The sequence below is a fragment of the Lysinibacillus pakistanensis genome (assembly GCF_030123245.1).
In the GTDB taxonomy this organism is placed as follows: domain Bacteria; phylum Bacillota; class Bacilli; order Bacillales_A; family Planococcaceae; genus Lysinibacillus; species Lysinibacillus pakistanensis.
Genome location: NZ_CP126101.1, coordinates 1,415,380 through 1,435,610 on the forward strand (window position 1 = coordinate 1,415,380; position 20,231 = coordinate 1,435,610).

At 38.7% G+C, this 20,231-nt stretch carries 26 protein-coding genes; 17 read left to right on the forward strand and 9 right to left on the reverse strand.

Going from position 1 to position 20,231, the window contains the following annotated elements; genetic code table 11:
• Positions 1 to 87: 87 nt before the first annotated feature.
• Both QNH24_RS06625 and QNH24_RS06630 read right to left on the reverse strand, forming a co-directional pair.
• Complete coding sequence (locus tag QNH24_RS06625) at positions 88 to 726, reverse strand: PspA/IM30 family protein (RefSeq protein WP_283871298.1); 639 nt, start codon at positions 724 to 726, stop codon at positions 88 to 90.
• Positions 727 to 741: 15 nt separating this feature from the next.
• A complete protein-coding gene (locus QNH24_RS06630; RefSeq protein WP_283871299.1) occupies positions 742 to 1,095 on the reverse strand; it encodes a lmo0954 family membrane protein in 354 nt (117 codons plus the stop codon).
• A 353-nt stretch (positions 1,096 to 1,448) separates the two neighbouring features.
• On the opposite strand from QNH24_RS06630, the gene sirA reads away from it, so the two are divergent.
• The 3 genes from sirA (at position 1,449) to QNH24_RS06645 (ending at position 2,828) form a co-directional block, all read left to right on the forward strand.
• Positions 1,449 to 1,874, forward strand: a complete 426-nt coding sequence (gene sirA / locus QNH24_RS06635; RefSeq protein ID WP_054772231.1) for a sporulation inhibitor of replication protein SirA — start codon at positions 1,449 to 1,451, stop codon at positions 1,872 to 1,874.
• A gap of 99 nt (positions 1,875 to 1,973) precedes the next feature.
• A complete protein-coding gene (locus QNH24_RS06640; protein ID WP_004232154.1) occupies positions 1,974 to 2,192 on the forward strand; it encodes a YneF family protein in 219 nt (72 codons plus the stop codon).
• Positions 2,193 to 2,324: 132 nt separating this feature from the next.
• On the forward strand, positions 2,325 to 2,828 hold the full coding sequence (locus QNH24_RS06645; RefSeq protein WP_283871300.1) for an S-ribosylhomocysteine lyase: 504 nt from the start codon (positions 2,325 to 2,327) through the stop codon (positions 2,826 to 2,828).
• A gap of 763 nt (positions 2,829 to 3,591) precedes the next feature.
• On the opposite strand, the gene QNH24_RS06650 is transcribed toward QNH24_RS06645, so the two are convergent.
• Entirely contained in the window at positions 3,592 to 4,563 is a 972-nt protein-coding gene (locus QNH24_RS06650; protein WP_283871301.1) for an alpha/beta hydrolase, read from the reverse strand.
• Positions 4,564 to 4,767: 204 nt separating this feature from the next.
• On the opposite strand from QNH24_RS06650, the gene QNH24_RS06655 reads away from it, so the two are divergent.
• Both QNH24_RS06655 and QNH24_RS06660 read left to right on the forward strand, forming a co-directional pair.
• Positions 4,768 to 5,952 (forward strand): acetyl-CoA C-acetyltransferase, encoded by a 1,185-nt coding sequence (locus QNH24_RS06655; protein WP_283871302.1) that lies wholly within the window; start codon positions 4,768 to 4,770, stop codon positions 5,950 to 5,952.
• Between the two features lie 22 nt (positions 5,953 to 5,974).
• Entirely contained in the window at positions 5,975 to 6,244 is a 270-nt protein-coding gene (locus QNH24_RS06660; RefSeq protein WP_283871303.1) for a YqkE family protein, read from the forward strand.
• 172 nt (positions 6,245 to 6,416) lie between these two features.
• Here the strand turns inward: QNH24_RS06660 and QNH24_RS26250 are convergent, their stop codons facing one another.
• From QNH24_RS26250 to QNH24_RS06680, 5 genes are all read right to left on the reverse strand, one after another.
• Positions 6,417 to 6,608: a Fic family protein gene (locus tag QNH24_RS26250; protein ID WP_353051142.1), complete on the reverse strand. Its 192-nt coding sequence runs from the start codon at positions 6,606 to 6,608 to the stop codon at positions 6,417 to 6,419.
• On the reverse strand, positions 6,529 to 6,795 hold the full coding sequence (locus QNH24_RS06665; protein ID WP_283871304.1) for a Fic family protein: 267 nt from the start codon (positions 6,793 to 6,795) through the stop codon (positions 6,529 to 6,531). Before QNH24_RS06665 ends, QNH24_RS26250 begins: the two co-directional genes overlap by 80 nt.
• A gap of 86 nt (positions 6,796 to 6,881) precedes the next feature.
• Positions 6,882 to 7,055: a Zn-dependent hydrolase gene (locus tag QNH24_RS06670; RefSeq protein ID WP_283871305.1), complete on the reverse strand. Its 174-nt coding sequence runs from the start codon at positions 7,053 to 7,055 to the stop codon at positions 6,882 to 6,884.
• 91 nt (positions 7,056 to 7,146) lie between these two features.
• Positions 7,147 to 7,602 carry a VanZ family protein gene (locus QNH24_RS06675; RefSeq protein WP_283871306.1) on the reverse strand — a complete coding sequence of 152 codons (456 nt, stop codon included), beginning with the start codon at positions 7,600 to 7,602 and terminating at the stop codon, positions 7,147 to 7,149.
• The gene (locus QNH24_RS06680; protein ID WP_283871307.1) at positions 7,599 to 8,498 is read right to left on the reverse strand and encodes an aldo/keto reductase; all 900 of its coding nucleotides are present in this window, start codon (positions 8,496 to 8,498) and stop codon (positions 7,599 to 7,601) included. Before QNH24_RS06680 ends, QNH24_RS06675 begins: the two co-directional genes overlap by 4 nt.
• Before the next feature lie 76 nt (positions 8,499 to 8,574).
• Here QNH24_RS06680 and QNH24_RS06685 point away from each other — a divergent pair, with 76 nt between their 5' ends.
• From QNH24_RS06685 to QNH24_RS06740, 12 genes are all read left to right on the forward strand, one after another.
• Positions 8,575 to 9,111 (forward strand): NUDIX domain-containing protein, encoded by a 537-nt coding sequence (locus tag QNH24_RS06685; RefSeq protein WP_283871308.1) that lies wholly within the window; start codon positions 8,575 to 8,577, stop codon positions 9,109 to 9,111.
• 73 nt (positions 9,112 to 9,184) lie between these two features.
• Positions 9,185 to 9,697 carry a hypothetical protein gene (locus QNH24_RS06690; protein ID WP_283871309.1) on the forward strand — a complete coding sequence of 171 codons (513 nt, stop codon included), beginning with the start codon at positions 9,185 to 9,187 and terminating at the stop codon, positions 9,695 to 9,697.
• A gap of 124 nt (positions 9,698 to 9,821) precedes the next feature.
• Complete coding sequence (fur, locus tag QNH24_RS06695) at positions 9,822 to 10,286, forward strand: ferric iron uptake transcriptional regulator (protein ID WP_004232171.1); 465 nt, start codon at positions 9,822 to 9,824, stop codon at positions 10,284 to 10,286.
• A gap of 173 nt (positions 10,287 to 10,459) precedes the next feature.
• Entirely contained in the window at positions 10,460 to 11,362 is a 903-nt protein-coding gene (gene xerD, locus QNH24_RS06700; RefSeq protein ID WP_283871310.1) for a site-specific tyrosine recombinase XerD, read from the forward strand.
• Between the two features lie 90 nt (positions 11,363 to 11,452).
• Positions 11,453 to 12,634: a phosphopentomutase gene (gene deoB, locus QNH24_RS06705; RefSeq protein ID WP_283871311.1), complete on the forward strand. Its 1,182-nt coding sequence runs from the start codon at positions 11,453 to 11,455 to the stop codon at positions 12,632 to 12,634.
• 11 nt (positions 12,635 to 12,645) lie between these two features.
• Complete coding sequence (locus QNH24_RS06710) at positions 12,646 to 13,896, forward strand: thymidine phosphorylase (protein ID WP_283871312.1); 1,251 nt, start codon at positions 12,646 to 12,648, stop codon at positions 13,894 to 13,896.
• A 339-nt stretch (positions 13,897 to 14,235) separates the two neighbouring features.
• On the forward strand, positions 14,236 to 14,589 hold the full coding sequence (gene spoIIAA, locus QNH24_RS06715) for an anti-sigma F factor antagonist (RefSeq protein WP_054772226.1): 354 nt from the start codon (positions 14,236 to 14,238) through the stop codon (positions 14,587 to 14,589).
• A complete protein-coding gene (gene spoIIAB, locus QNH24_RS06720; RefSeq protein WP_054772225.1) occupies positions 14,582 to 15,022 on the forward strand; it encodes an anti-sigma F factor in 441 nt (146 codons plus the stop codon). Before spoIIAA ends, spoIIAB begins: the two co-directional genes overlap by 8 nt.
• A gap of 58 nt (positions 15,023 to 15,080) precedes the next feature.
• The gene (sigF, locus tag QNH24_RS06725; protein ID WP_430675486.1) at positions 15,081 to 15,824 is read left to right on the forward strand and encodes an RNA polymerase sporulation sigma factor SigF; all 744 of its coding nucleotides are present in this window, start codon (positions 15,081 to 15,083) and stop codon (positions 15,822 to 15,824) included.
• A gap of 15 nt (positions 15,825 to 15,839) precedes the next feature.
• The gene (locus tag QNH24_RS06730; protein WP_054772223.1) at positions 15,840 to 17,288 is read left to right on the forward strand and encodes a spore germination protein; all 1,449 of its coding nucleotides are present in this window, start codon (positions 15,840 to 15,842) and stop codon (positions 17,286 to 17,288) included.
• Between the two features lie 512 nt (positions 17,289 to 17,800).
• Positions 17,801 to 19,120 carry a diaminopimelate decarboxylase gene (lysA, locus tag QNH24_RS06735; RefSeq protein WP_283871314.1) on the forward strand — a complete coding sequence of 440 codons (1,320 nt, stop codon included), beginning with the start codon at positions 17,801 to 17,803 and terminating at the stop codon, positions 19,118 to 19,120.
• 199 nt (positions 19,121 to 19,319) lie between these two features.
• Entirely contained in the window at positions 19,320 to 19,694 is a 375-nt protein-coding gene (locus tag QNH24_RS06740; RefSeq protein ID WP_283871315.1) for a GNAT family N-acetyltransferase, read from the forward strand.
• Here QNH24_RS06740 and QNH24_RS06745 read toward each other — a convergent pair.
• Positions 19,691 to 20,194 carry a DUF309 domain-containing protein gene (locus QNH24_RS06745; protein WP_283871316.1) on the reverse strand — a complete coding sequence of 168 codons (504 nt, stop codon included), beginning with the start codon at positions 20,192 to 20,194 and terminating at the stop codon, positions 19,691 to 19,693. The genes QNH24_RS06740 and QNH24_RS06745 overlap by 4 nt on opposite strands.
• Between the last annotated feature and the right edge of the window lie 37 nt (positions 20,195 to 20,231).

Consider the following 20,231-nt stretch of genomic DNA (forward strand, 5'->3'; position numbering starts at 1 on the left):
ATATTTAGTTTTTCTTAGTAGTTTTTCTTCAAAGAAATGGGATGCTTCCTAATAGAGGCATCCCTTATTTCTTTATATTATAACATGTTATTTATTTTCGATTAGTAGTGGTGCGTTTTCTTCTGCTGCTTTTTTTTCTAACTGAGCAAGACGTGCCTCAAAAGTAGTGACTTCATGGTCTTTATCGATTTGGTAAGCAAGCTTATCGATATAGGCTTCTAAATCCTCAAAGTTCGTTTTATTGTTTTTAGCAAGCATACCATCCATTTGATGGTGGGCACGTGTTACGTTTTCCTTGCCCATCAGCTGTAATTGACGCACTTTCATATCTTTAATTTTGTGCTTCATCGTTTCAAATTTACGCTCAAGCTCGAAGTACTCACGTGTACTTGCTTCAATACTACCTTGTAATGTATTGTTTCGTGCCGTGTAAGCAGCAACCTCATCAGTAGCAAAGTCGATTAAATCCTGTTCACCGCTAGTAGTAGCCAATTTTAGTTGCGCTTCACGCTTAGTAAGTAGCTCAGCGTTTTGTTTCAGCTCCTGCTCCAATTTTTCCTTTAGCTGGCCTTGACGCGCTAATAATGTTCCAGTTTGCTCAGTTTGTTTTTCCGCCTCGCGAATATATTGATTTAGCATGGCAATTGGATTTTTTTGTTCCTTTTTATCAAATGCCTGATGTAAGTCAGCCTCTATTGTATATTTAAAGCGTTGAAATAAGTTCATGTCATTTCTCTCCTTTTATTTTGTTAAGTTTGACCATTCTTTTTCAAAGTTTGTAAACGGATCTTCTTCTTTTGCTTCAATTGTTGGAATTTTAACATCTTCGTTATTCCATTTTTTATAGATCACGTAGATGATAGCGATTGCCGCTAATCCAATCATTGCAGGGATATTAGATACGGCTGAAAGAACACCAATCAGACCCACTGTGAACCAAATGATTTTGCCAAATGTTGATTTGCTTGCAATGTAGAAGTGCATACCAAGTGCTACTAATAACCCCGAAAATAGTAACCCTGCTAGTGGTCCGATTAAGGCAAGTGCTACACATGCTGCAATGATGCCTCCTGTTAATAGAAGAAATTTTTTCATAAGTTTTAGCTCCTTTCGTTTGTACCTTTATAGTACCTTTCCTAAAGCTCTTCTAAAACGGACTGGAAATTGATTTTACTCTAGGTCTTGAGGCTGAGGACAATCTAAGCTCCTGCTATAAAGGCTTTTATAATCAATAATGGAGGAAAAATGAGCTAGTTTCACAGTTATATGGCAACTTATTCATGCTAAAAATGGCTTTACACTGTGTTCTGTCATAATGTCATTGATAGATCCGAAACTAGAAGGTTTTCGACAAAAATAGAAGATGAATACCTCCTTCGTTTGACAAATTAAGGAGGTTGCTTGAGCTATACTTATGAAAAAGAAACTTGAACGAAGGAGGATTTCTGGTGAGAACCTATTCCATATATAAAATAAAAGAAGAGCATTTAACATTTATTTTCGGTAGAGAACGAAAGTTATTAGAGATGATGCAGGGCTGCGAAGATGCTAACGAGAAATCCTTAAAAGAGCTTGCCTATATATGTGAATCTGTTCGCTTCGATGAAATTGCTGCGATGCTAGAGGTGCAACTAGATTCCAAATATGCACATTTAGAAAGAGCTCGTAATGCCTTATTTTTAGAACATCCTATAAAGGGGAAAATGGCTATCTATTTGGTGGAACGTAAAATTTGTGTCTACTGTGAAGGATCCAGAATGCTCGATTTAGATCTTTTCCAGATGCTTGCGAAGATGAGTGAGCGTTTTATTGCCTTCAATAAACAGGATAATGAGTGTGGATGGCTAAAGCCTATGAAGTATACAATGCACTAGCAAAATTCGCTACAATATATAGTAACCCGCTATCATTTGGTGTATAATGGAGCGTGGAGAGTTTTTTCTCGGTATATTGTAGTGGAGGAGGTTGGTTGTATGCCTACATGGGGCTGGATTATTATCGTAATTATCGCATTAGCAGCGGGAGCGGCACTTGGTTTCTATTTCGCTCGTCAAGCTATGATGAAATATTTAAAAGAAAACCCACCTATTAATGAGCAAATGATTCGTATGATGATGGCGCAGATGGGTCGTACGCCGTCTGAAAAGCAAGTACGTCAAATGATGGCACAAATGAATAAGTTCCAAAAATAAGTAGCATTTTATAAAGAGCAACTAGTCCAAGCCTGGCTAGTTGTTTTTTCATTTTTTAAGCGAGAGTTCTTATTGCCAAATATTTTATATAATTCGTAAAAATCATACAATTCTATCGGAAAACTAGTTATAATGGATTTAATCTATTTAAAGGAGTTGTGTGCATTGCAGAAAGAAAAAACAAATGTTGAGAGTTTTGATTTAGATCATACGAAGGTAAAAGCACCGTATGTTCGTTTAGCTGGTGTTAAATCAGGAAAAAATGGCGATGAAGTGTTTAAATACGATATTCGCTTTAAGCAGCCTAATAAAGAGCATATGGAAATGCCTGCATTACATTCCTTAGAGCATTTATCGGCTGACATTATTCGTAATTATTCAGATCAAATTGTTGATTTTAGCCCAATGGGTTGTCAAACAGGCTTTTATGTATCATTGATTAATCATAATGATTACGAGGATTTATTAGATATATTAGAAAAGACATTTACAGATGTAACAAAGGCAACTGCGGTTCCTGCATGTAATGAGGTGCAATGTGGCTGGGCAGCAAGCCATAGCTTGGAAGGAGCACAAGCATTAGCTAAAGAATTTTTAGCAAAACGTGATGAATGGCATATCGTTTTTGCTGAATAAAAAATAAACCTTGCGTGAAATTTATCACGCAAGGTTTCACAGTGTTGAAAAACTAAATGGTCAAGGGACTCTTTGCGAAGACTACTAAGTCAAAAGAAGGTGATTTCCGTTCCAGGCTACTCGCTTTCCAGTGGGCGAGCGACGAGCCGCTTCCTGCGCTGACGCTCCGTGCAGGGTCTCGTCTGTCTCGCTATCCCACGGGAGTCGAGTAGCCTTGCACTCCAATCAATAATAGTGTAGAACTTTTAATATTCACTTCCATCAAAAGTAAAGTAAAAGTATATTACCCACCATCATTAAATGGATATAATAGCACAATTCTATAGTTGTTGTCCTACACTTTATGTATAGAATCACTTTGTTGCTTTACATAAAGCCACTTTTTGCTGTCACTCTGTTTTTGCATAGAAAAATGTTATCAAAGCTCCACTATTGCGCAAAATAGTGATGGTTAAGACTTCAAATTATCACTACATATTTATGTGAAATGCCGATAGAAAATACTATGAGCAATGGTTGATTGGAGTGTAGACTGAGTGACTCCTCGGGGATTCAGCGTCACAGATGAGACCCTGGAGCGAGCAACGCGAGTGAAGCGGCTCATCGGACGCCCCCAGGAAATCACTCAGTCGGAACAGAGATCAACCCCTCGTTTTGAAAAAAGGCTATACTTTTTAATTTGTCACCTTGATGTCATTGACATAATAGTATTTCAACAACATGAAACCTTGCGTGAAATTTTTAAGCGCAAGGTTTTCCATTTTTAAAAGTGAAATGGAATAACATTTGAGGAGGAAGATTCACGATTCATTTTCTGATAAATGAAGCTTTCTAAAAAATCATGAATTAAATCCTCATATTCAGCCATATTTTCATTAAAGGATTGAGCATGGGCTCCTGTATCAAATAGCTTTAATTTCTTAGGACCAGTCTTTTTATTGTATAAGTCCAGTGACATAGAAGGAGGAATAAATGTATCAGGAATACTATGGATAAAGAGTATGGGCTTTTTAATATTTGTGACTGCTTCAGCTGGTGTCACACTTTTAAAGGAATAGCCGTCACGCAATCGAATAAAAAAATCTGCAAAACGAATGGGAATAATAGAGCCGTACTTAAATTCTGTTTTGGCAATTTGTCGAAGGAGCATGGAAAAATCAGAAAAGGCACAATCCGAAATATAGAAATCTGCACCATCCTCTATTGTTCCTGCATAAAGGAGCATTGTTGCAGCACCCATTGATTCCCCATGAATACCAAGAATCGCATTTTCTCCAATCATCGCCTTGACCGTTTTCACTACGGCATCCAAGTCATTTTTCTCATAATAGCCATAGCTAGTTGTTTTACCTCCAGACTCCCCATGGCGACGATGATCAAAAATGACAGAATTGTATCCGAGTCGTTCAAAAAGTCGAGCATATTTGACAGAGTTGATTTTATTTTCTGTTACGCCATGGCAAATAATGATGGTGTTATCGGTTTCTAATGGCTGAAACATAATACCTCGAATTGTATAGCCATTAGGTGAATCAATATTTAATTCACATTTTAAATTTTTATTGTACCAAGCTTCGTCAAAGCGTTTAGCTGTAGTTTCCCGTTCACGTACAAACTCGGGGTCCTTTTGTTGAATGTACATCAATTTATTTGAAAGCGCAAAGCCGAACAGTCCTGTTGCTGCAGCGGCAAGCGTCGTTGTAATACCTGACAATAATAGCATTTTCTTCTTCATGATTAGCACCTCCACGTCCTGTTTCTATTTGTAATGTTCCCAACTAAGATTGTTTAAAACACGTCAACATTTTACAATAACTTCGGCAAAACTGCGATTATTTCTATTATCGAAAATCGTCAAAACATTTGTTAAAATATACATATCTGCTAGTAGCATATGCAGCAGTATTGATTTTTGAACGGGGAAAAGGGGAGAATGGATATGGCAAACGAGGTAGTAATCGTAAGTGCTGTACGTACAGCAATTGGCTCTTTTCAAGGAGCATTAAAAGACGTACCAGCGACAACTTTAGGCAGTATTGTCATTAAAGAAGCATTGGCACGTGCTGGCGTAGCAGGCGAACAAGTTGACGAGGTCATAATGGGGAATGTTTTATCGGCAGGACTTGGGCAGAATCCAGCCCGTCAAGCAGCCATTGCAGCAGGCTTACCACATGAAGTATCAGCCTTAACGATTAATAAGGTGTGTGGCTCAGGCTTAAAAGCAGTGCATTTAGCGACACAGGCCATTTTAGCAGGAGACGCAGATATTATCGTGGCAGGTGGCTTTGAAAATATGAGTCAAGCACCATATGTCTTAAAAAATGCTCGTGAAGGCTTCCGTATGGGAGATCAGAAGGTTGTCGATACAATGATTCATGATGGTCTATGGTGTGCATTTAATGATTACCATATGGGCATTACCGCAGAAAATTTATGTGATGCCTATGAGATTTCTCGAGAAGAGCAAGATGCTTTTGCGGCACGTTCACAACAGCGTGCAGAAGCAGCTATTGAGGCAGGGAAATTTAATGATGAAATCGTCGCTGTGGAAATACCTCAGCGTAAGGGAGAGTCAATTGTTTTTGATAAAGATGAATTCCCTCGTAAAGGTGTGACAGCAGAGTCTCTATCTAAATTACGTCCTGCCTTTAAGAAGGATGGATCAGTAACAGCAGCCAATGCATCTGGCATTAATGATGGCGCAGCAGCAGTTGTTGTTATGTCAAAAGAAAAAGCAGAAGCGTTAGGAATTCAACCGATGGCATTAATTGCCGCAAATGCAAGTGCAGGTGTTGACCCAGCCATTATGGGAACTGGACCTGTCACAGCCGTAAAGAAAGCATTGGCAAATGCTGATGTTTCTTTAGAAGCAATTGATTTAATTGAAGCGAATGAAGCATTTGCAGCACAATCCATAGCTGTCGATCGCGAATTAGGCTTTAATCATGATAAACTAAATGTCAATGGGGGAGCAATTGCCCTTGGTCACCCAATTGGTGCAAGTGGTGCACGTATTTTAGTAACACTTTTACATGAGATGGAAAAGACTAATGCCAAAACAGGTCTTGCTACACTCTGTATCGGTGGGGGTCAAGGTGTAGCAACAATTGTTAAACGCCCTTGATGACAGTAAGAAGGTGAAAGTAATGGGTAAAAAACGAAAACAGCAACAGCAACGTATGGATAGTAGTTTGACAGCTACTTTACCAAAGCAGGAGGCCATGACCTTAGCGGATCAGCTCGGTGGAGATGTGCTTGCTAAGTTAAAGGCAGCTAAACAGGATTTAGCAGCGAAGGAGCAGGCGGCTGAAGAAGAGCGCCAAGCCAATCTAGCCTTTGAGCGCAAGCAGCGTGAAAAGAACAAATCGTTTGAAGAACTTCTAAACGAATACGGCGATAAAGGCTCAAAATTTTAAAAGAAAACAGTGAATCCACATGCGGGTTCACTGTTTTTTTTATAAAAGAGCTTTTGAGTTTTATAGCAACATTTGTTTCAATTGTTTAGATAAATTCAATAGTATTTAAAAATAGGTTTTCTAGAAGTTCTGTATCGGTAACAGATTGAATCATAGCTTTTAAATAAGTATCTTAATCTATATCTGTAAAATTCCAGTCAACACCTTTAGATAATGCTTGTAAAAAAATACGAATGGTACGCCCATTTCCCTCTCTGAAAGGATGTAGCATATTCAATTCGGATTTAAGCCAATCTATTTGCAGCTTGATTAATGGAACTCCAAGTTGGTTCATTATTTTTTTGTAGAAACAATTCACTTGCATAGGAGTTAATAAATTGATATTGGCAAAATCGGGTAGAACCTTTCATTAATTGAACATCTCTAAAGTGTCCAGCGAACGAATAAATATCTTGAAATAGATGTGCGTGTAAACGTTGGAAGTCACGAAGATAGAATGAGTTGATTTTGTTTGTTCCTTGTTCAATTTGTGTAGCTCTGAGTGAAAACACAAAAGCTTCTGCTAATACAAGATTTTTATAATCAGAAATACCTAGAAGGTTTGTTTATTAGAAGGAAACCATCATTAAATTTCTCATTATACTTTCCCATTTTTTAAAGCTTCCTTAATAATAGTTGGCGAAATTTGCTCACCAGAATTAACGATTTCAAGCACTTTTTTTTGTAGTGTGGGAGTTAGTGATAAATTTTCAAATTGTAAATTTTTCAGTACACGATTAAATTCAGGTGAGTTTAATTGTATTTTTTTCATTCAAATTGCTCCCTCTAATATAAAACCTTTTACAAACCATCATTTTTTCGTTACTTTTTTGGAATAGCAGAGTTACATTAAATAAAATGCTCTACTTTCTTAATTTCTTAACAAACACAACAATACCCACAAAAACAATGGCGCCAGCTGTATCGACAAGGACATCCTGCCCACTCATCATTCGTCCTGGTGTAAAGCTTTGACGAAACTCATCAAGTATGGCAATGATAGCTGTTCCTACAATTGCGACTAATGCCGGAAATCGACGTTTGCCCCATGCAAAGTAAATTCCAAGTGCAATGCAACCGAATCCCACAAAATGCGTTAGTTTTCGAATTAAAAACTCTACAAATTTAAAATAACCACGCTCTTCCACAGAAACGACCGTATCCCAATAGGGAATGTGTAATAAAGATAATTGTTTCTCAAAAGGTTTATTTACTAAGATATCCTCTAATTCTGGTAGTATGCTTTGCTGCTCATAGGTCATGCTAGATGAAATAATAAGCACCAACAAAAATACTACTAAGACAAGCCATTTCTTCATCGGTGTTCTAGATAGAGTTCCGCTTTTGTTAGCTCGTTGACTACTGTAAAGTTCGTTATGGAATCTATTTTTTCATAGGCAGCTAGAGTTTGCGCTAGCTGTTCCTGAGAGCTTGCACCAATCACAGTTGAGGCAATAGCAGATTCCTTTAGATTAAAGGCAATGGCTAGTGCATGTAAATCATTATGATGTGAGGCTAAGTTTGTTAGTGCTGTTGTTAATTCCTCAGCTGTGTATGTGTTAAAGCCGCTACCGTGCTGCAAACGCTCTTGCCAGCTATTCGTTAGTAAACCCTTTGCAACAGTGCCACGAGTTACAACAGAAGCACCTTCTTTAGCGATAAAATCGAGCCATTCCTCTGGACGACGATCCAAGGCACTATATTGCATCATCACACTTTTCGCTGAGCTTGCTGGTAAAAAACGTTTAAGTACATTTGGTCGAATAGATGAAATACCATATTCTCTGATTAGACCATCCGTTTTTAAATCTTCAAAAGTCTCTATGATTCCATCCCAATCATCCTCAAAGGTACCACCATGTAGCTGATAAACATCTATATAATCAGTACCAAGTCGTTTCAAGCTAGCGCACACAGCTTCCTTTATATAGGAAGGTGATGCATCCCAATGCCATCCTTCATAGCCTTCCGTCCATCGATTACCTACCTTCGTAGCTACGATAACATCCTGACGACGTTTCCCTAAAATTGTGCCAATCATTTCCTCATTTGCCCCAAAATCATATAAATCGGCTGTATCGATATAATTAATGCCGGCATCCAGTGCCATATCGATAATACCAGTAGCCTTTTTCTTATCTGTCGAAAGAGACATACCTCCTAAACTGATTTCAGAAATAAATAATTCACTAGAACCAAGCTGTCTTTTTTTCATGTGAATGACCTCCTTCGATTTCTCTATCTGTAATGGTACAATGAACATATCTGAAGAACAAGTGAGGTAATCGTCAATGAAAAAGTTTGAGGAAAAAACAATAAAGACTACAGCTATTTATGACGGAAAAATTGTGAAGCTACAAATTGATGATGTCACATTACCAAATGGACAGGTGGCGAAACGTGAAATTATTAAGCATCCAGGAGCCGTAGCGGTGATTGCTGTTACTGCTGAGGGTAAATTAGTGTTAGTAGAGCAGTATCGTAAAGCTCTTGAACGGTCAATTATTGAAATTCCAGCTGGGAAGCTTGAACCTGGTGAGGAGCCAATAGTGACAGCACGTCGAGAGTTAGAGGAGGAAACGGGCTATGGTGCTCAAAGCTTTACCTTTTTACAAGCATTCGCAACTTCTCCAGGCTTTGCAGATGAGGTGATTCATCTTTTTATCGCAAAAGATTTATATAAAATTGACAATAAAGCAGATTTAGATGAAGATGAGTTTGTCGAATTATTAGAAGTTTCGTTGGAAGAAGCCCAACAGATGATTGTAGATGGGCGTATATATGATGCTAAAACAGCGTTTGCAGTACTTTGGCTTGCGACACAATAAGAAAATAATCTTTAGCATAATAGAGACGGACGAGCATAAGCTGTACAAACCTTGATAGAAAAGGAGCATGTTTATGTCTCGTACGGTGTCTATATTTTATCACTCTTCCATTATAGCTGTGAGCTTTGTTTGTGGCGTTATCTTCTTTCATATTATCGGTGGACCGAATGCGGAGCCTTTTATATTATTTATAGAACCTCGTTTAGCAGATGGGGACAGGCATTCTATATTTCGATTAGTACTACCAGTTGCCGTTTCAGTAGCTCTTGTATTATTGCTGGCTACCCATAGTGTCTTAAAGGTGTTAGTGCGTGTAACAGTGGCGATACGTGCAACCTTTTTTGGCTTTAGTTCTGTTTTTTTATTACAAAAACTTGAAGCTTTTTGGGTTTATACGATTTGGTGGTTTCCATTTCAGCTCATCTATTGTATATTGTTGCTAATCCTATGCAATTTACTTGTACCTGCTTGGTCAAAGCGAAAAATCGGGAAAATGGTACCTGGTCGGACAATTTTGTTGAATTTTGTTGCGTTTTTCATCATAATAGTGGCTGAGTTTATTGTTATTTCATATGTATTAAAATAATAGGTTCACATTCACAAAGTTAGCATGATGTAAAAACTTGCAAAAGCATATTTGAAATCTATTCACTATCTTGTAATAGGATTTACTCCTTTGGTATAATGGAAAGAGTTTAGGGGGGCGTCACATGGAGAGCCGAATTGACCGAATAAAAAAACAGTTGCATAGTGCAAGTTATAAGCTGACGCCGCAGCGAGAAGCAACAGTTGCTGTACTGCTTGAGCACGAAGAAGACCACTTAAGTGCAGAAGATGTGTATCTTTTAGTAAAAGAAAAGGCACCTGAGATTGGTCTAGCCACTGTCTATAGAACGTTAGAGTTACTAACTGAGCTCAAAATTGTCGACAAAATCAACTTTGGCGATGGCGTATCACGCTATGATTTACGCCAAGAAGGTGCTGCGCATTTCCACCATCATCTGGTTTGTATCGAATGTGGTGCGGTAGATGAAATTCAAGAAGATTTACTTGAAGATGTGGAAGCTGTTGTTGAAAAACGTTGGAACTTTATCATTAAGGATCACCGACTAACTTTCCACGGCATTTGCTGGCGCTGTCATGATAAAAACGACGAATCGAATGAAGAAAAATAACGAGAAACTGTCTGTTTTAATCTTAAGTTCTAGATTGAATCGGGCAGTTTTTTGTTTTTTGCCTACATAGCCACTCCATGAGAGATGGATGAATGGTTCAGGTGGGCATTTAAGCACAATTTTTGGATGCGTGCTAAAATAGAGAATAATTGACAGTTAGAGGGGGCGTTGTGATGAATGAATTTCAATATGCAATAGAGGATTACATCCATTTTATCCAAGTTGAACGGCAGTTATCTGACAATACTTTAGCATCCTATCGCCGAGATTTAGAAACGTATGTGAGTTTTTTGCAGGAAGTAGAGGCAATGTCAGATTTCCGCAAGGTGGAGAGAACAATCATTTTACGTCATTTGGAGCAATTACGGATGCAGGGGAAGACAAGTCGTACCGTTGCCCGCCATATCTCCTCTATCCGTAGCTTCCACCAATTTTTACTGCGAGAAAAGCGTGCTGAAACAGACCCAACAGTGCATTTAGAAATGCCAACAATTGAGCAAAAGCTACCAAATATCCTTTCTATTGAAGAAATTGAAGCATTATTAATGGCACCTAATCGCAGCAAGCCTCAGGGTGTGCGTGATGTGGCTATGCTGGAATTGTTATATGGCTCAGGGATGCGAATTAGTGAGCTAATTGCATTGGACATATCAGATATTCATCTAACAATGGGCTTTGTCCGCGTTTTCGGTAAGGGAGGAAAGGAGCGTATTATCCCCCTTGGAAAAAGCGCTCTTTCTGCATTAAATCATTATTTAAATAGTGCTCGTGGTCAATTACAAGGAAAATACCCAAAAACCGATGCTTTTTTTATCAATCAACGAGGGAAACGTTTAACAAGACAGGGTTGTTGGAAATTAATGAAGGAGCATGCTTTAAAGGCAGGCATTCAACATGAATTAACACCACACACATTGCGTCATTCATTTGCAACGCATTTAGTAGAAAACGGTGCGGATTTACGAGCCGTGCAGGAGATGCTTGGTCATGCGGATATTTCCACAACACAAATCTATACACATATTAGTAAAACAAGACTATCAGAAGTTTATAAGCAGTTTCATCCACGAGCTTAAGAATGTAAATTGTATGTTAGTCGGATGTCTGACCTTTATTTTTCGCTTTTTTTTGGTAAAATAGAGTCATGAGATTAGGAGGCAACAATTATGAATAAACCATTTAATAAAATTCATGTAGTAGTTTTGGACTCAGTGGGAATTGGTGAAGCTCCAGACGCAGCAAACTTTGGCGATGTTGGTGCACATACACTTGGTCATATCGCTGAAAAAATGAATGGGCTTACAATGCCACATATGGAGGCTTTGGGCTTAGCGAATATTGAACCACTACAAGGTATGCAGGCAGCAGTAGAACCAAAAGCATACTATGGAAAAATGCAGGAAGCATCAGTTGGTAAAGATACAATGACTGGACATTGGGAAATCATGGGGCTAAATATTGATAAACCCTTTAAAGTGTATCCGGAAGGGTTCCCTGCAGAATTAATTGCGGAGCTCGAAAAACGCACAGGCCGTAAAGTACTGTGTAACAAACCTGCAAGTGGTACACAAGTCATCGAGGACTTTGGTAAGGAGCATATGGAGACAGGTGCCATTATTGTTTATACCTCAGCTGACCCAGTTCTGCAAATTGCTGCACATGAAGAAATTATTCCTGTGGAGGAGCTCTATAAAATTTGTGAAATTGCACGTGAGCTAACGCTTCAACCAGAATATTTAGTTGGTCGTGTTATAGCCCGTCCATTTATCGGTACGCCTGGGAACTTCACACGTACATCTAATCGTCATGACTACGCGTTAAAGCCTTTTGGTCGTACAACGATGAATGTATTAAAGGATGCAGGCTTTGATGTAATCGCTATCGGCAAAATCTCTGATATTTTCAACGGTGAAGGTGTCACAGATGCAGTTCGTACGAAAAATAATATGGATGGTATGGATAAATTTGCGGAGGTTGTGCGCCGTAATTTCCACGGGATTAGCTTCTTAAACTTAGTAGACTTTGATGCCAATTTCGGACATCGCCGTGATCCATTAGGCTATGGAAATGCATTACAGGAATTCGATGCTCGATTACCAGAAATTACTGAGGCTATGACAGAGGATGATTTGCTAATTATTACAGCCGACCACGGAAATGATCCAACATTCCATGGTACAGATCATACACGCGAATTTGTACCATTAATTATCTATTCACCACGTTTTAATGGTGGACATGAGCTTGCTCTGCGCGAAACGTTTGCAGATATTGCAGCAACAATTGCTGAAAATTTCAACGTTGAAGCACCAGCATTCGGTAAAAGTTTCTTAAATGAACTGAAATAGGGGGTTTTCGTATGAATATGGCACAGCTGTTTGAAAAGAAAAAACAAGGCAAGGAGCTATCACAGGCTGAAATTCAGTATTTTGTAGAAGGCTATACTACTGGTTCAATCCCTGACTATCAAGCAAGCTCTTTACTAATGGCAATTCGATTATTGGGTATGACAGATGATGAAACATTTTATTTAACAAAGGCAATGATAGAATCCGGTGATGTAATTGATTTAACATCTATTGAAGGCTTTAAAATAGACAAACACTCAACTGGTGGAGTAGGTGATAAAGTTACACTTATTGTCACACCAATAATTGCTGCATTAGGTATTCCGGTAGCAAAATTTAGTGGTAAGGGTCTGGGGATCACTGGGGGAACGATCGATAAATTAGAATCTATTCGAGGGCTTAAGACGGAGCTTTCCTCACAGGAATTTATCGACAATGTCAATAAACATAAAATTGCGGTGGCTGGTCAGACAGGTAATCTTGTCCCTGCTGACAAAAAGCTGTATGCGTTGCGAGATGTGACAGGTACTGTCGATTCCATTCCGCTAATTGCAGCATCAATTATGAGTAAGAAAATTGCAAGTGGTGCTGACGGCATTGTATTAGATGTTAAATGCGGTTCAGGAGCATTTATGAAGACGGAACAGGAAGCTCAAGTTTTAGCTGACACGATGACTGCAATTGGTGAAAAGCTAGGACGAAAAGTTGTTGCTCATATAAGCGATATGGATAATCCGTTAGGTAAAATGATTGGAAATAAGCTAGAAGTAGTTGAGGCTTATGCGTTACTTAAAGGTCATATGGATGAGACACATGAGGATCTTCTTGAGGAATGTACAATTATCTCCTCATTAATGTACCAGGTTGCAGCTGGTGTAAATGAACCAGAGGCAACAGCAGCCGTGAAGCGTGTGTTAGAGGACGGTTCAGCAGCAGCAAAATTTGAAGAATTTATTGTGGCACAGGGCGGCGATTTAGACGATATTGTGCAGAAAGATACAATGAATAAAGTAGCTGTCAAAGCGCCTGCTGAAGGCACTATAGCAACAGTTAATGCCCTGTTAATCGGTGAAGCTAGTGTTTCACTTGGTGCGGGTCGATTAACGAAGGAATCGGAGCTTGATTACGACGCTGGTATCCAATTGCTTGCCAAAAAAGGTGATCATGTAAGTAAGGGCGAGGCGATTGCTTATTTATATTCAAATCGCGAAATTGATGAGGAAGCAATGGATAAAGTACAGAAAGCTTTTACAATTGCATAAATAATTTGAAGCGAGAACTCTCTTTAGGGAAGGAGGGTTCTCGCTTTTTATCTTCATGCAGCAAAAGACAGGGCCAAAGTGGCGGATAGACTCAATGAATCAATAGATAGATTAAATAAACAGATGGATAGAAGAGCCAAAATGACGGATAGATTCACTTACTCAAGAATTAAACGTCTCTTGCGTTTAAAAATTGTTGATTTATCCCATACTGCACTTAACCTAAAAAGCTATCAGTATGTCGATTTGACACTATTTCGGAAGACTTTGCACTAGTTCTGTCAGCCGCAAGGAATCACCACATCAAATGTGGAATTGCACGAGGAGGAGGCGATGTTCATGCATTTTCAATTAGAAATGGTAACAAGAGAGACTGTGGTAATACGGTTATTTGGGGAGCTCGATCATCATGCGGTAGAGCAAATTCGAGCAAAAATTTCTACAGCCATTTTTCAAGGAGCTGTATCGACAATTATTTGGAACCTAGAGGGACTTTCCTTTATGGATAGCTCAGGTGTAGGTTTAGTACTTGGTCGGATGCGTGAGTTAGAGGCAGTGGCTGGTCGAACAATTTTATTAAATCCATCGCCGACAATGCGAAAAGTATTTCAATTTTCAGGTCTAGGGCCATGGATGATGGATGCAACAGAAGAAGAAGCGATTGAACGAGTTAGGGGGATTGTAAATGGATAATGAAATGACATTAACTTTTTTAGCAATTAGTGAAAATGAAGCTTTGGCACGTGTAGCTGTAACGGGCTTTATCGCACAATTAGATCCAACAATTGATGAGCTATCTGAATTTAAAACGGTTGTTTCAGAGGCTGTTTCCAATGCTATTATTCATGGCTATGAAGAGGATGGCAAAGGCGTTGTTACAGTTCATGCAAAGCGTGAGGATGATATTGTTACTGTGTCTGTTATGGATAAAGGTACTGGTATAGAAGATGTGAGCCGTGCAATGGAGCCGTTATTTACCACGAAAAGCGCATTAGAGCGTTCAGGCATGGGCTTCACAATTATGGATAGTTTTTCTGATCAATTAACAGTCATGTCTAAATGGCAAGAGGGCACAACGGTTACATTTACCAAGAAATTTTACTCGGTTCGCACACCGGTAATGTGAGGTAAGGATTGTGAAGCCGTTAGAACAGTCGTCCGATAAGCTATTGTCACAGGAAGAAATGCGTGATTTAATTGCGCGTGCGCAGCAGGGCGATCATGAGGCTCGTAAACGTATGATAGAAGGAAATACGAGACTTGTGTGGTCCATCGTACAACGCTTTACGACTAGAGGCGTGGAGCTTGAGGATTTATTCCAAATCGGCTGTATAGGTCTTATGAAATCCGTGGATAAATTCGATTTAACGTATGATGTGAAATTTTCGACTTATGCAGTACCGATGATTATCGGAGAAATTCAACGCTTTCTAAGGGATGATGGGATGGTGAAGGTGAGCCGCTCAATTCGGGAATTAAATTTTAAAATTCGTCACGCAACTGATGAGTTCATTAAAAATAATGAGCACCCACCTACCATTCATGAATTAGCACAGGTACTTGGTGTCACGGCTGAGGAGATTGTTACAGCGTCAGATGCTCTGAGAGATCCTGCTTCTTTACATGAACAATTGTATGAAAGTGAAGGAGATTCCATTACATTAATGGATCAAATGAAGGATGAAAAATCTGAACAGCCTTTTGATTATATTCCGCTTAAAGAGGTATTAACGAGGCTTGATCCACGAGAGCAATCGATCATCTATTTGCGCTATTTCTCGGATTGTACCCAAACAGAGATTGCCAATAGGTTGGGTATATCACAAGTACAGGTATCACGTTTAGAGAAAAAAATTCTTGCCCAATTAAAAACCTGGATGGCCACAAGTGCCACTATAGAAGAGGAAGAACTAAAAAAAGACAACTAAGAAAATGGTGACAGCATGACAGATAAAGATAAACTTTTTAACAGCTTAGAAGAAGCCGTAAATTTTCTTAATGAGCAATTTGGTGACGGCGAATCATTTGACGTTTCACTCAAGCATCTATTTGTCAAAGATTTGCCGGTTCTTTGTGCATATATAAGTGGACTCGTGGATGGGATAGTGTTAACGCAATTACTCTCTAATATGTTACCTGAAGAGGATGTTGACATTGAGGATGAAAAGGAATATTTTGAAGCCTATTTCAATTACCAAGGCCGTTCAGAGGAAACAAAACGTGAAGCTATTTTATTAGCCATATTAAGTGGACAAGTAGTCTTTATAACTAAAAGTGGTTACGGCTATGTTGCAGAGATTCGAAGCTATCCAGGACGTACACCTGAGGAGCCTGACAATGAAAAAGTTATTCGGGGTTCTAGGGATGGTTTTATTGAAGGTATTTCTCAAAATGCTGCTTTGATTCGTCGGCGAATTCGCAATAGCAATTTACGTTTCGAGCTACATAAAATATCCGAAATCGGTCAAACCGATGTCGCACTAGCGTTTATAAAGGGTATTGCAAATGATGAAACGCTCGATAAATTGCGACAGCGCATAGGACAAATTCATCATGATGGCTTGACTATGACTGATAAATCACTAGAAGAATGGTTGTTTAAACAAAAGTTTCATCCTGTTCCTTTTGTACGTTATACGGAACGACCAGATATTACTGCAGCGCATTTACTTGAGGGCCATATTGCCATTATTGTCGATACGTCTCCTTCTGTAATTATTGTGCCTGCAACAGTTTTTCATTTACTACAGCATGCAGAAGAGTATCGACAAGCTCCATTAGTAGGAACGTTTGTTCGTTTTATGAGATATTTTGGGGCAATAATGGGTTTACTATTATTACCTTTATGGTATGTATTTGCAACAAATCCATCTTTATTACCTGATGCATTATCCTTTTTAGGTGAAAAGGATAAATCCCATATTCCACTTTTACTGCAAGTATTTGTTGGAGATGTAGGGATAGAATTTTTGAGGATGGCCGCCATTCATACCCCATCACCATTATCCACTGCGATGGGGTTAGTTGCAGGTGTAATTATTGGTCAGATTGCAATTGATGTTGGGCTATTCTCGTCAGAAGTAGTGTTATATACAGCCGTTTCAGCTATTCTAACCTTTATTATTCCATCATATGAGCTAGGTATCTCCATTAAAATCTTTAGACTAATGTTGTTAATAATGACTGGAATCTGGGGTGTGAATGGGTTATTTATAGGTATTTTTCTATTATTTACGTATTTATGTTCAATACGTCCGATGCAAGCGCCATATCTATGGCCGCTTATTCCGTTCTTTCCAAAGGCAATGCTTCGTGTGCTTATCCGTTTTCCAATGACAGAAGATGCCTTAAGACCTTATGTAGTCGATTCCAAGCAGCGAAAAAGATCATAGGAGCCGTTGCACTCGTTTTTTTCATGTGATAAAGTTCACATATAGTATTTTGTGATTTTTGCAAAAATTATCTTCATACAACAAATGGTTTATCTTCATTCAGTAAATGTTTTTTGTATCGAAAGCAAAGCGGCAAATGTTTTATGCGCATAAGCGTAGCGGCAGAAATAGAAGACTCTCACCTCTACTGGTAGAGAGATGATGCAATTTGGGTCCTTTTCAATGGATGTCCAAACACCACTGAATGAAGATAAAGCCTCCGGCGGATGTCACGGATTTTCAAAGGAATGAATTGTACAGGTACAATTCAAAATCCAGACGCAATTACGCCAAGGCGAAATTGATTTATTCAATACGAATTTGTGAACGGAGATAAACATGAAGGATTGTTTGAAAGCTTTAAAAGTATTGAAGCATTCAAACAAACGAAATAAAATTATACTCAAGTATAATTTTAAAATATTCATGTGATGTATCACAGGATGGAACGATGTGAAAAGGGAGAGATGCACATGCATTTATATGGGACACAAGCAATTTCTGAAAAAGGTCATTTAACAATAGGACAGGTAGATACACTAGAGCTTGCAAAAGAATATGGCACACCTTTATTTGTGTACGATACTGCGCTTATTCGTAAGCGTGCACGCGGCTTTATTGATACATTTAAAAAACTAGGCGTTAAAGCAGAAGTAGCTTATGCTTCAAAGGCCTTTGCATGTGTAGCTGTCTATCAATTAGCGGCTGAGGAAAATTTATCGTTAGATGTAGTTTCAGGAGGGGAATTATTTACTGCGTTAAAAGCTGGATTCCCTGTTGAGCGTATTCATTTCCATGGAAATAATAAAAGCATGGCTGAGTTAGAGCTAGCCTTTGATGCCAAAATTGGTTGTATTGTCGTAGATAATTTCTATGAAATTCAGTTATTAAAAGAAATTTCAGAGCGCCGCCAACAAAAAATGCGTATTTTACTGCGTGTCACTCCAGGTGTCGAGGCACATACGCATGATTTTATTACGACTGGTCAAGCGGATTCTAAATTTGGCTTCGATTTAAATAATGGTCAAGCAGATGAAGCTTTCCAACAAACTTTTAACCATCAATATTTAGAACTTCTAGGTTTACACTGCCATATTGGCTCACAAATTTTTGACACAGCAGGCTTTGGCCTAGCAGGGGAAAAATTAATCGATAAAATTTCGGATTGGCACAAGGTTCACGATTTTACATGTACTGTGTTAAACTTAGGAGGAGGCTTCGGAATTCGTTATACAGAAGAAGATGCACCTCTTGAGCCACAAGTATATGTTGAAGATATGATTACAGTCGTCAAAAATAAAGCGACTGTACTTGGACTTAAAATGCCAGAAATTTGGATTGAACCAGGTCGCTCACTTGTAGGTGATGCAGGTACATCTCTTTATACAATTGGTTCACAAAAAACAGTGCCAGATGTTCGTAAATATATTGCTGTAGATGGAGGTATGAGTGATAATATCCGTCCAGCACTATATGAAGCGAAATATGAGGCTGTTATTGCAAGTAAAGCAAGTGAACCAAAAAGTGAAACTTATACAGTGGCTGGGAAGCTTTGCGAATCCGGTGATAAATTAATTATCGATGCAAAACTTCAGGAGGCAGCTTCTGAAGATGTATTAGCAATCTTCTGTACTGGCGCGTATGGATATTCTATGGCAAGTAACTACAATCGTGTTCCACGTCCAGCTGTAGTGTTCGTAGAAGATGGTAAACATCAATTAGCAATTCGACGTGAAAGTTATGAAGATATTGTACAAAACGATCTCCCGCTTACGTTAAAAAAGGGTGAGTAAATTTGAGGAAAAATAAATGGGTTTTACTAGCGTCCATTTCAATTTTTATCTTATTGTGGGGCGTGCTTTATTGGGTGTTGGCGTCTAAAGGAATACTTGGACCTGGTTCGTAAGACAGAAATTGGCTTGCGGTAAAAGTACAAATCGTGTAGGATAGTCAAAGATTATGTACAGCTAGAAAAAGAGGGAATAGACAAATATGTTAATTCGATATAAAAAAGCTTTCGAGAAAATAGCAATGGGGCTACTCTCGTTTATGCCTAACGAAAAAGACATAAAAAAGCTCACAGAGACAATCCACTCCTATGAAAATAATGATAACTGGGTATTATATTTATGGAAAAAGAACGATGAGTATGTTGGCATTGTCGGACTTGTAACAGACGATAATAATATTGCTACGATTCAACATGTATCCGTAGTCCCTTCTTACAGAGGAGAGGGCGTCGCGAAGGAAATGCTACAGGAAGTGGCTGAACTTGGTCAGTTCGAAAGTGTGCGCGCAACGGATGAAACACGTAAATTTGTTCGAAAATGTATAAATTGTATGGATGAAGAAGCAGACGAAAATTAACGTCTGCTTTTTCTATGTTTGCTTTCTTGTCTCTCTGCAAGAATATGTGAGCGATCTCGAAGCATATGTTTATGAAGAAGATAGTTAGCGTTACTAGTTGGTAAAAGTTGTATGCGAGCGGTTGTTAAATCTTCCAATGCAGGAGAAAGGGGCAACTGAATGGCATGGAAGGGTCTACCTGTGTGAATAGCAGAAAGTACCTCGGTAAGTTGTAACATGAGTTTATCGTAGTTAATTTCTGTTAAAAAGATATTGTTCCTATTAAATTGAAAATTATGGATTGCTTTCTCAAGGATACGTGCTGCACCAGCATAATTGTGACGTCGCCAATGATAGAGGCCTGTTGCAAGCTGTACGTATCCTACGAGCGGATGTTTTTTATCACCTGGAGCAATATCCTTCCAGTATTCCTCAAGAACTTCATGACATTCAAAAAAATCTTGATTGCCATTGAAATATGCGCAGTAGTCGATAAATAAAGTATGATGCTGTGGATGCATTTTGGACTCCTTTCCACTATACTAAAAGAACATAGAA

Excerpts from the sequence above, each read along its gene's own strand:
- QNH24_RS06675 (WP_283871306.1), bottom strand. The coding sequence starts at position 7,602 with ATGAAGAAATGGCTTGTCTTAGTAGTATTTTTGTTGGTGCTTATTATT.
- deoB (WP_283871311.1), top strand. The coding sequence starts at position 11,453 with ATGAATAAACCATTTAATAAAATTCATGTAGTAGTTTTGGACTCAGTG.
- spoIIAA (WP_054772226.1), top strand. The coding sequence starts at position 14,236 with ATGCATTTTCAATTAGAAATGGTAACAAGAGAGACTGTGGTAATACGG.
- QNH24_RS06660 (WP_283871303.1), top strand. The coding sequence starts at position 5,975 with ATGGGTAAAAAACGAAAACAGCAACAGCAACGTATGGATAGTAGTTTG.
- QNH24_RS06670 (WP_283871305.1), bottom strand. The coding sequence starts at position 7,055 with ATGAAAAAAATACAATTAAACTCACCTGAATTTAATCGTGTACTGAAA.
- QNH24_RS06685 (WP_283871308.1), top strand. The coding sequence starts at position 8,575 with ATGAAAAAGTTTGAGGAAAAAACAATAAAGACTACAGCTATTTATGAC.
- lysA (WP_283871314.1), top strand. The coding sequence starts at position 17,801 with ATGCATTTATATGGGACACAAGCAATTTCTGAAAAAGGTCATTTAACA.
- QNH24_RS06655 (WP_283871302.1), top strand. The coding sequence starts at position 4,768 with ATGGCAAACGAGGTAGTAATCGTAAGTGCTGTACGTACAGCAATTGGC.
- QNH24_RS06640 (WP_004232154.1), top strand. The coding sequence starts at position 1,974 with ATGCCTACATGGGGCTGGATTATTATCGTAATTATCGCATTAGCAGCG.
- QNH24_RS06730 (WP_054772223.1), top strand. The coding sequence starts at position 15,840 with ATGACAGATAAAGATAAACTTTTTAACAGCTTAGAAGAAGCCGTAAAT.
- xerD (WP_283871310.1), top strand. The coding sequence starts at position 10,460 with ATGAATGAATTTCAATATGCAATAGAGGATTACATCCATTTTATCCAA.
- QNH24_RS06745 (WP_283871316.1), bottom strand. The coding sequence starts at position 20,194 with ATGCATCCACAGCATCATACTTTATTTATCGACTACTGCGCATATTTC.
- QNH24_RS06650 (WP_283871301.1), bottom strand. The coding sequence starts at position 4,563 with ATGAAGAAGAAAATGCTATTATTGTCAGGTATTACAACGACGCTTGCC.
- QNH24_RS06625 (WP_283871298.1), bottom strand. The coding sequence starts at position 726 with ATGAACTTATTTCAACGCTTTAAATATACAATAGAGGCTGACTTACAT.
- QNH24_RS26250 (WP_353051142.1), bottom strand. The coding sequence starts at position 6,608 with ATGCAAGTGAATTGTTTCTACAAAAAAATAATGAACCAACTTGGAGTT.
- QNH24_RS06690 (WP_283871309.1), top strand. The coding sequence starts at position 9,185 with ATGTCTCGTACGGTGTCTATATTTTATCACTCTTCCATTATAGCTGTG.
- QNH24_RS06645 (WP_283871300.1), top strand. The coding sequence starts at position 2,325 with ATGGATTTAATCTATTTAAAGGAGTTGTGTGCATTGCAGAAAGAAAAA.
- QNH24_RS06710 (WP_283871312.1), top strand. The coding sequence starts at position 12,646 with ATGAATATGGCACAGCTGTTTGAAAAGAAAAAACAAGGCAAGGAGCTA.
- sigF (WP_430675486.1), top strand. The coding sequence starts at position 15,081 with ATGCGTGATTTAATTGCGCGTGCGCAGCAGGGCGATCATGAGGCTCGT.
- QNH24_RS06680 (WP_283871307.1), bottom strand. The coding sequence starts at position 8,498 with ATGAAAAAAAGACAGCTTGGTTCTAGTGAATTATTTATTTCTGAAATC.
- fur (WP_004232171.1), top strand. The coding sequence starts at position 9,822 with ATGGAGAGCCGAATTGACCGAATAAAAAAACAGTTGCATAGTGCAAGT.
- QNH24_RS06740 (WP_283871315.1), top strand. The coding sequence starts at position 19,320 with ATGTTAATTCGATATAAAAAAGCTTTCGAGAAAATAGCAATGGGGCTA.
- spoIIAB (WP_054772225.1), top strand. The coding sequence starts at position 14,582 with ATGGATAATGAAATGACATTAACTTTTTTAGCAATTAGTGAAAATGAA.
- QNH24_RS06630 (WP_283871299.1), bottom strand. The coding sequence starts at position 1,095 with ATGAAAAAATTTCTTCTATTAACAGGAGGCATCATTGCAGCATGTGTA.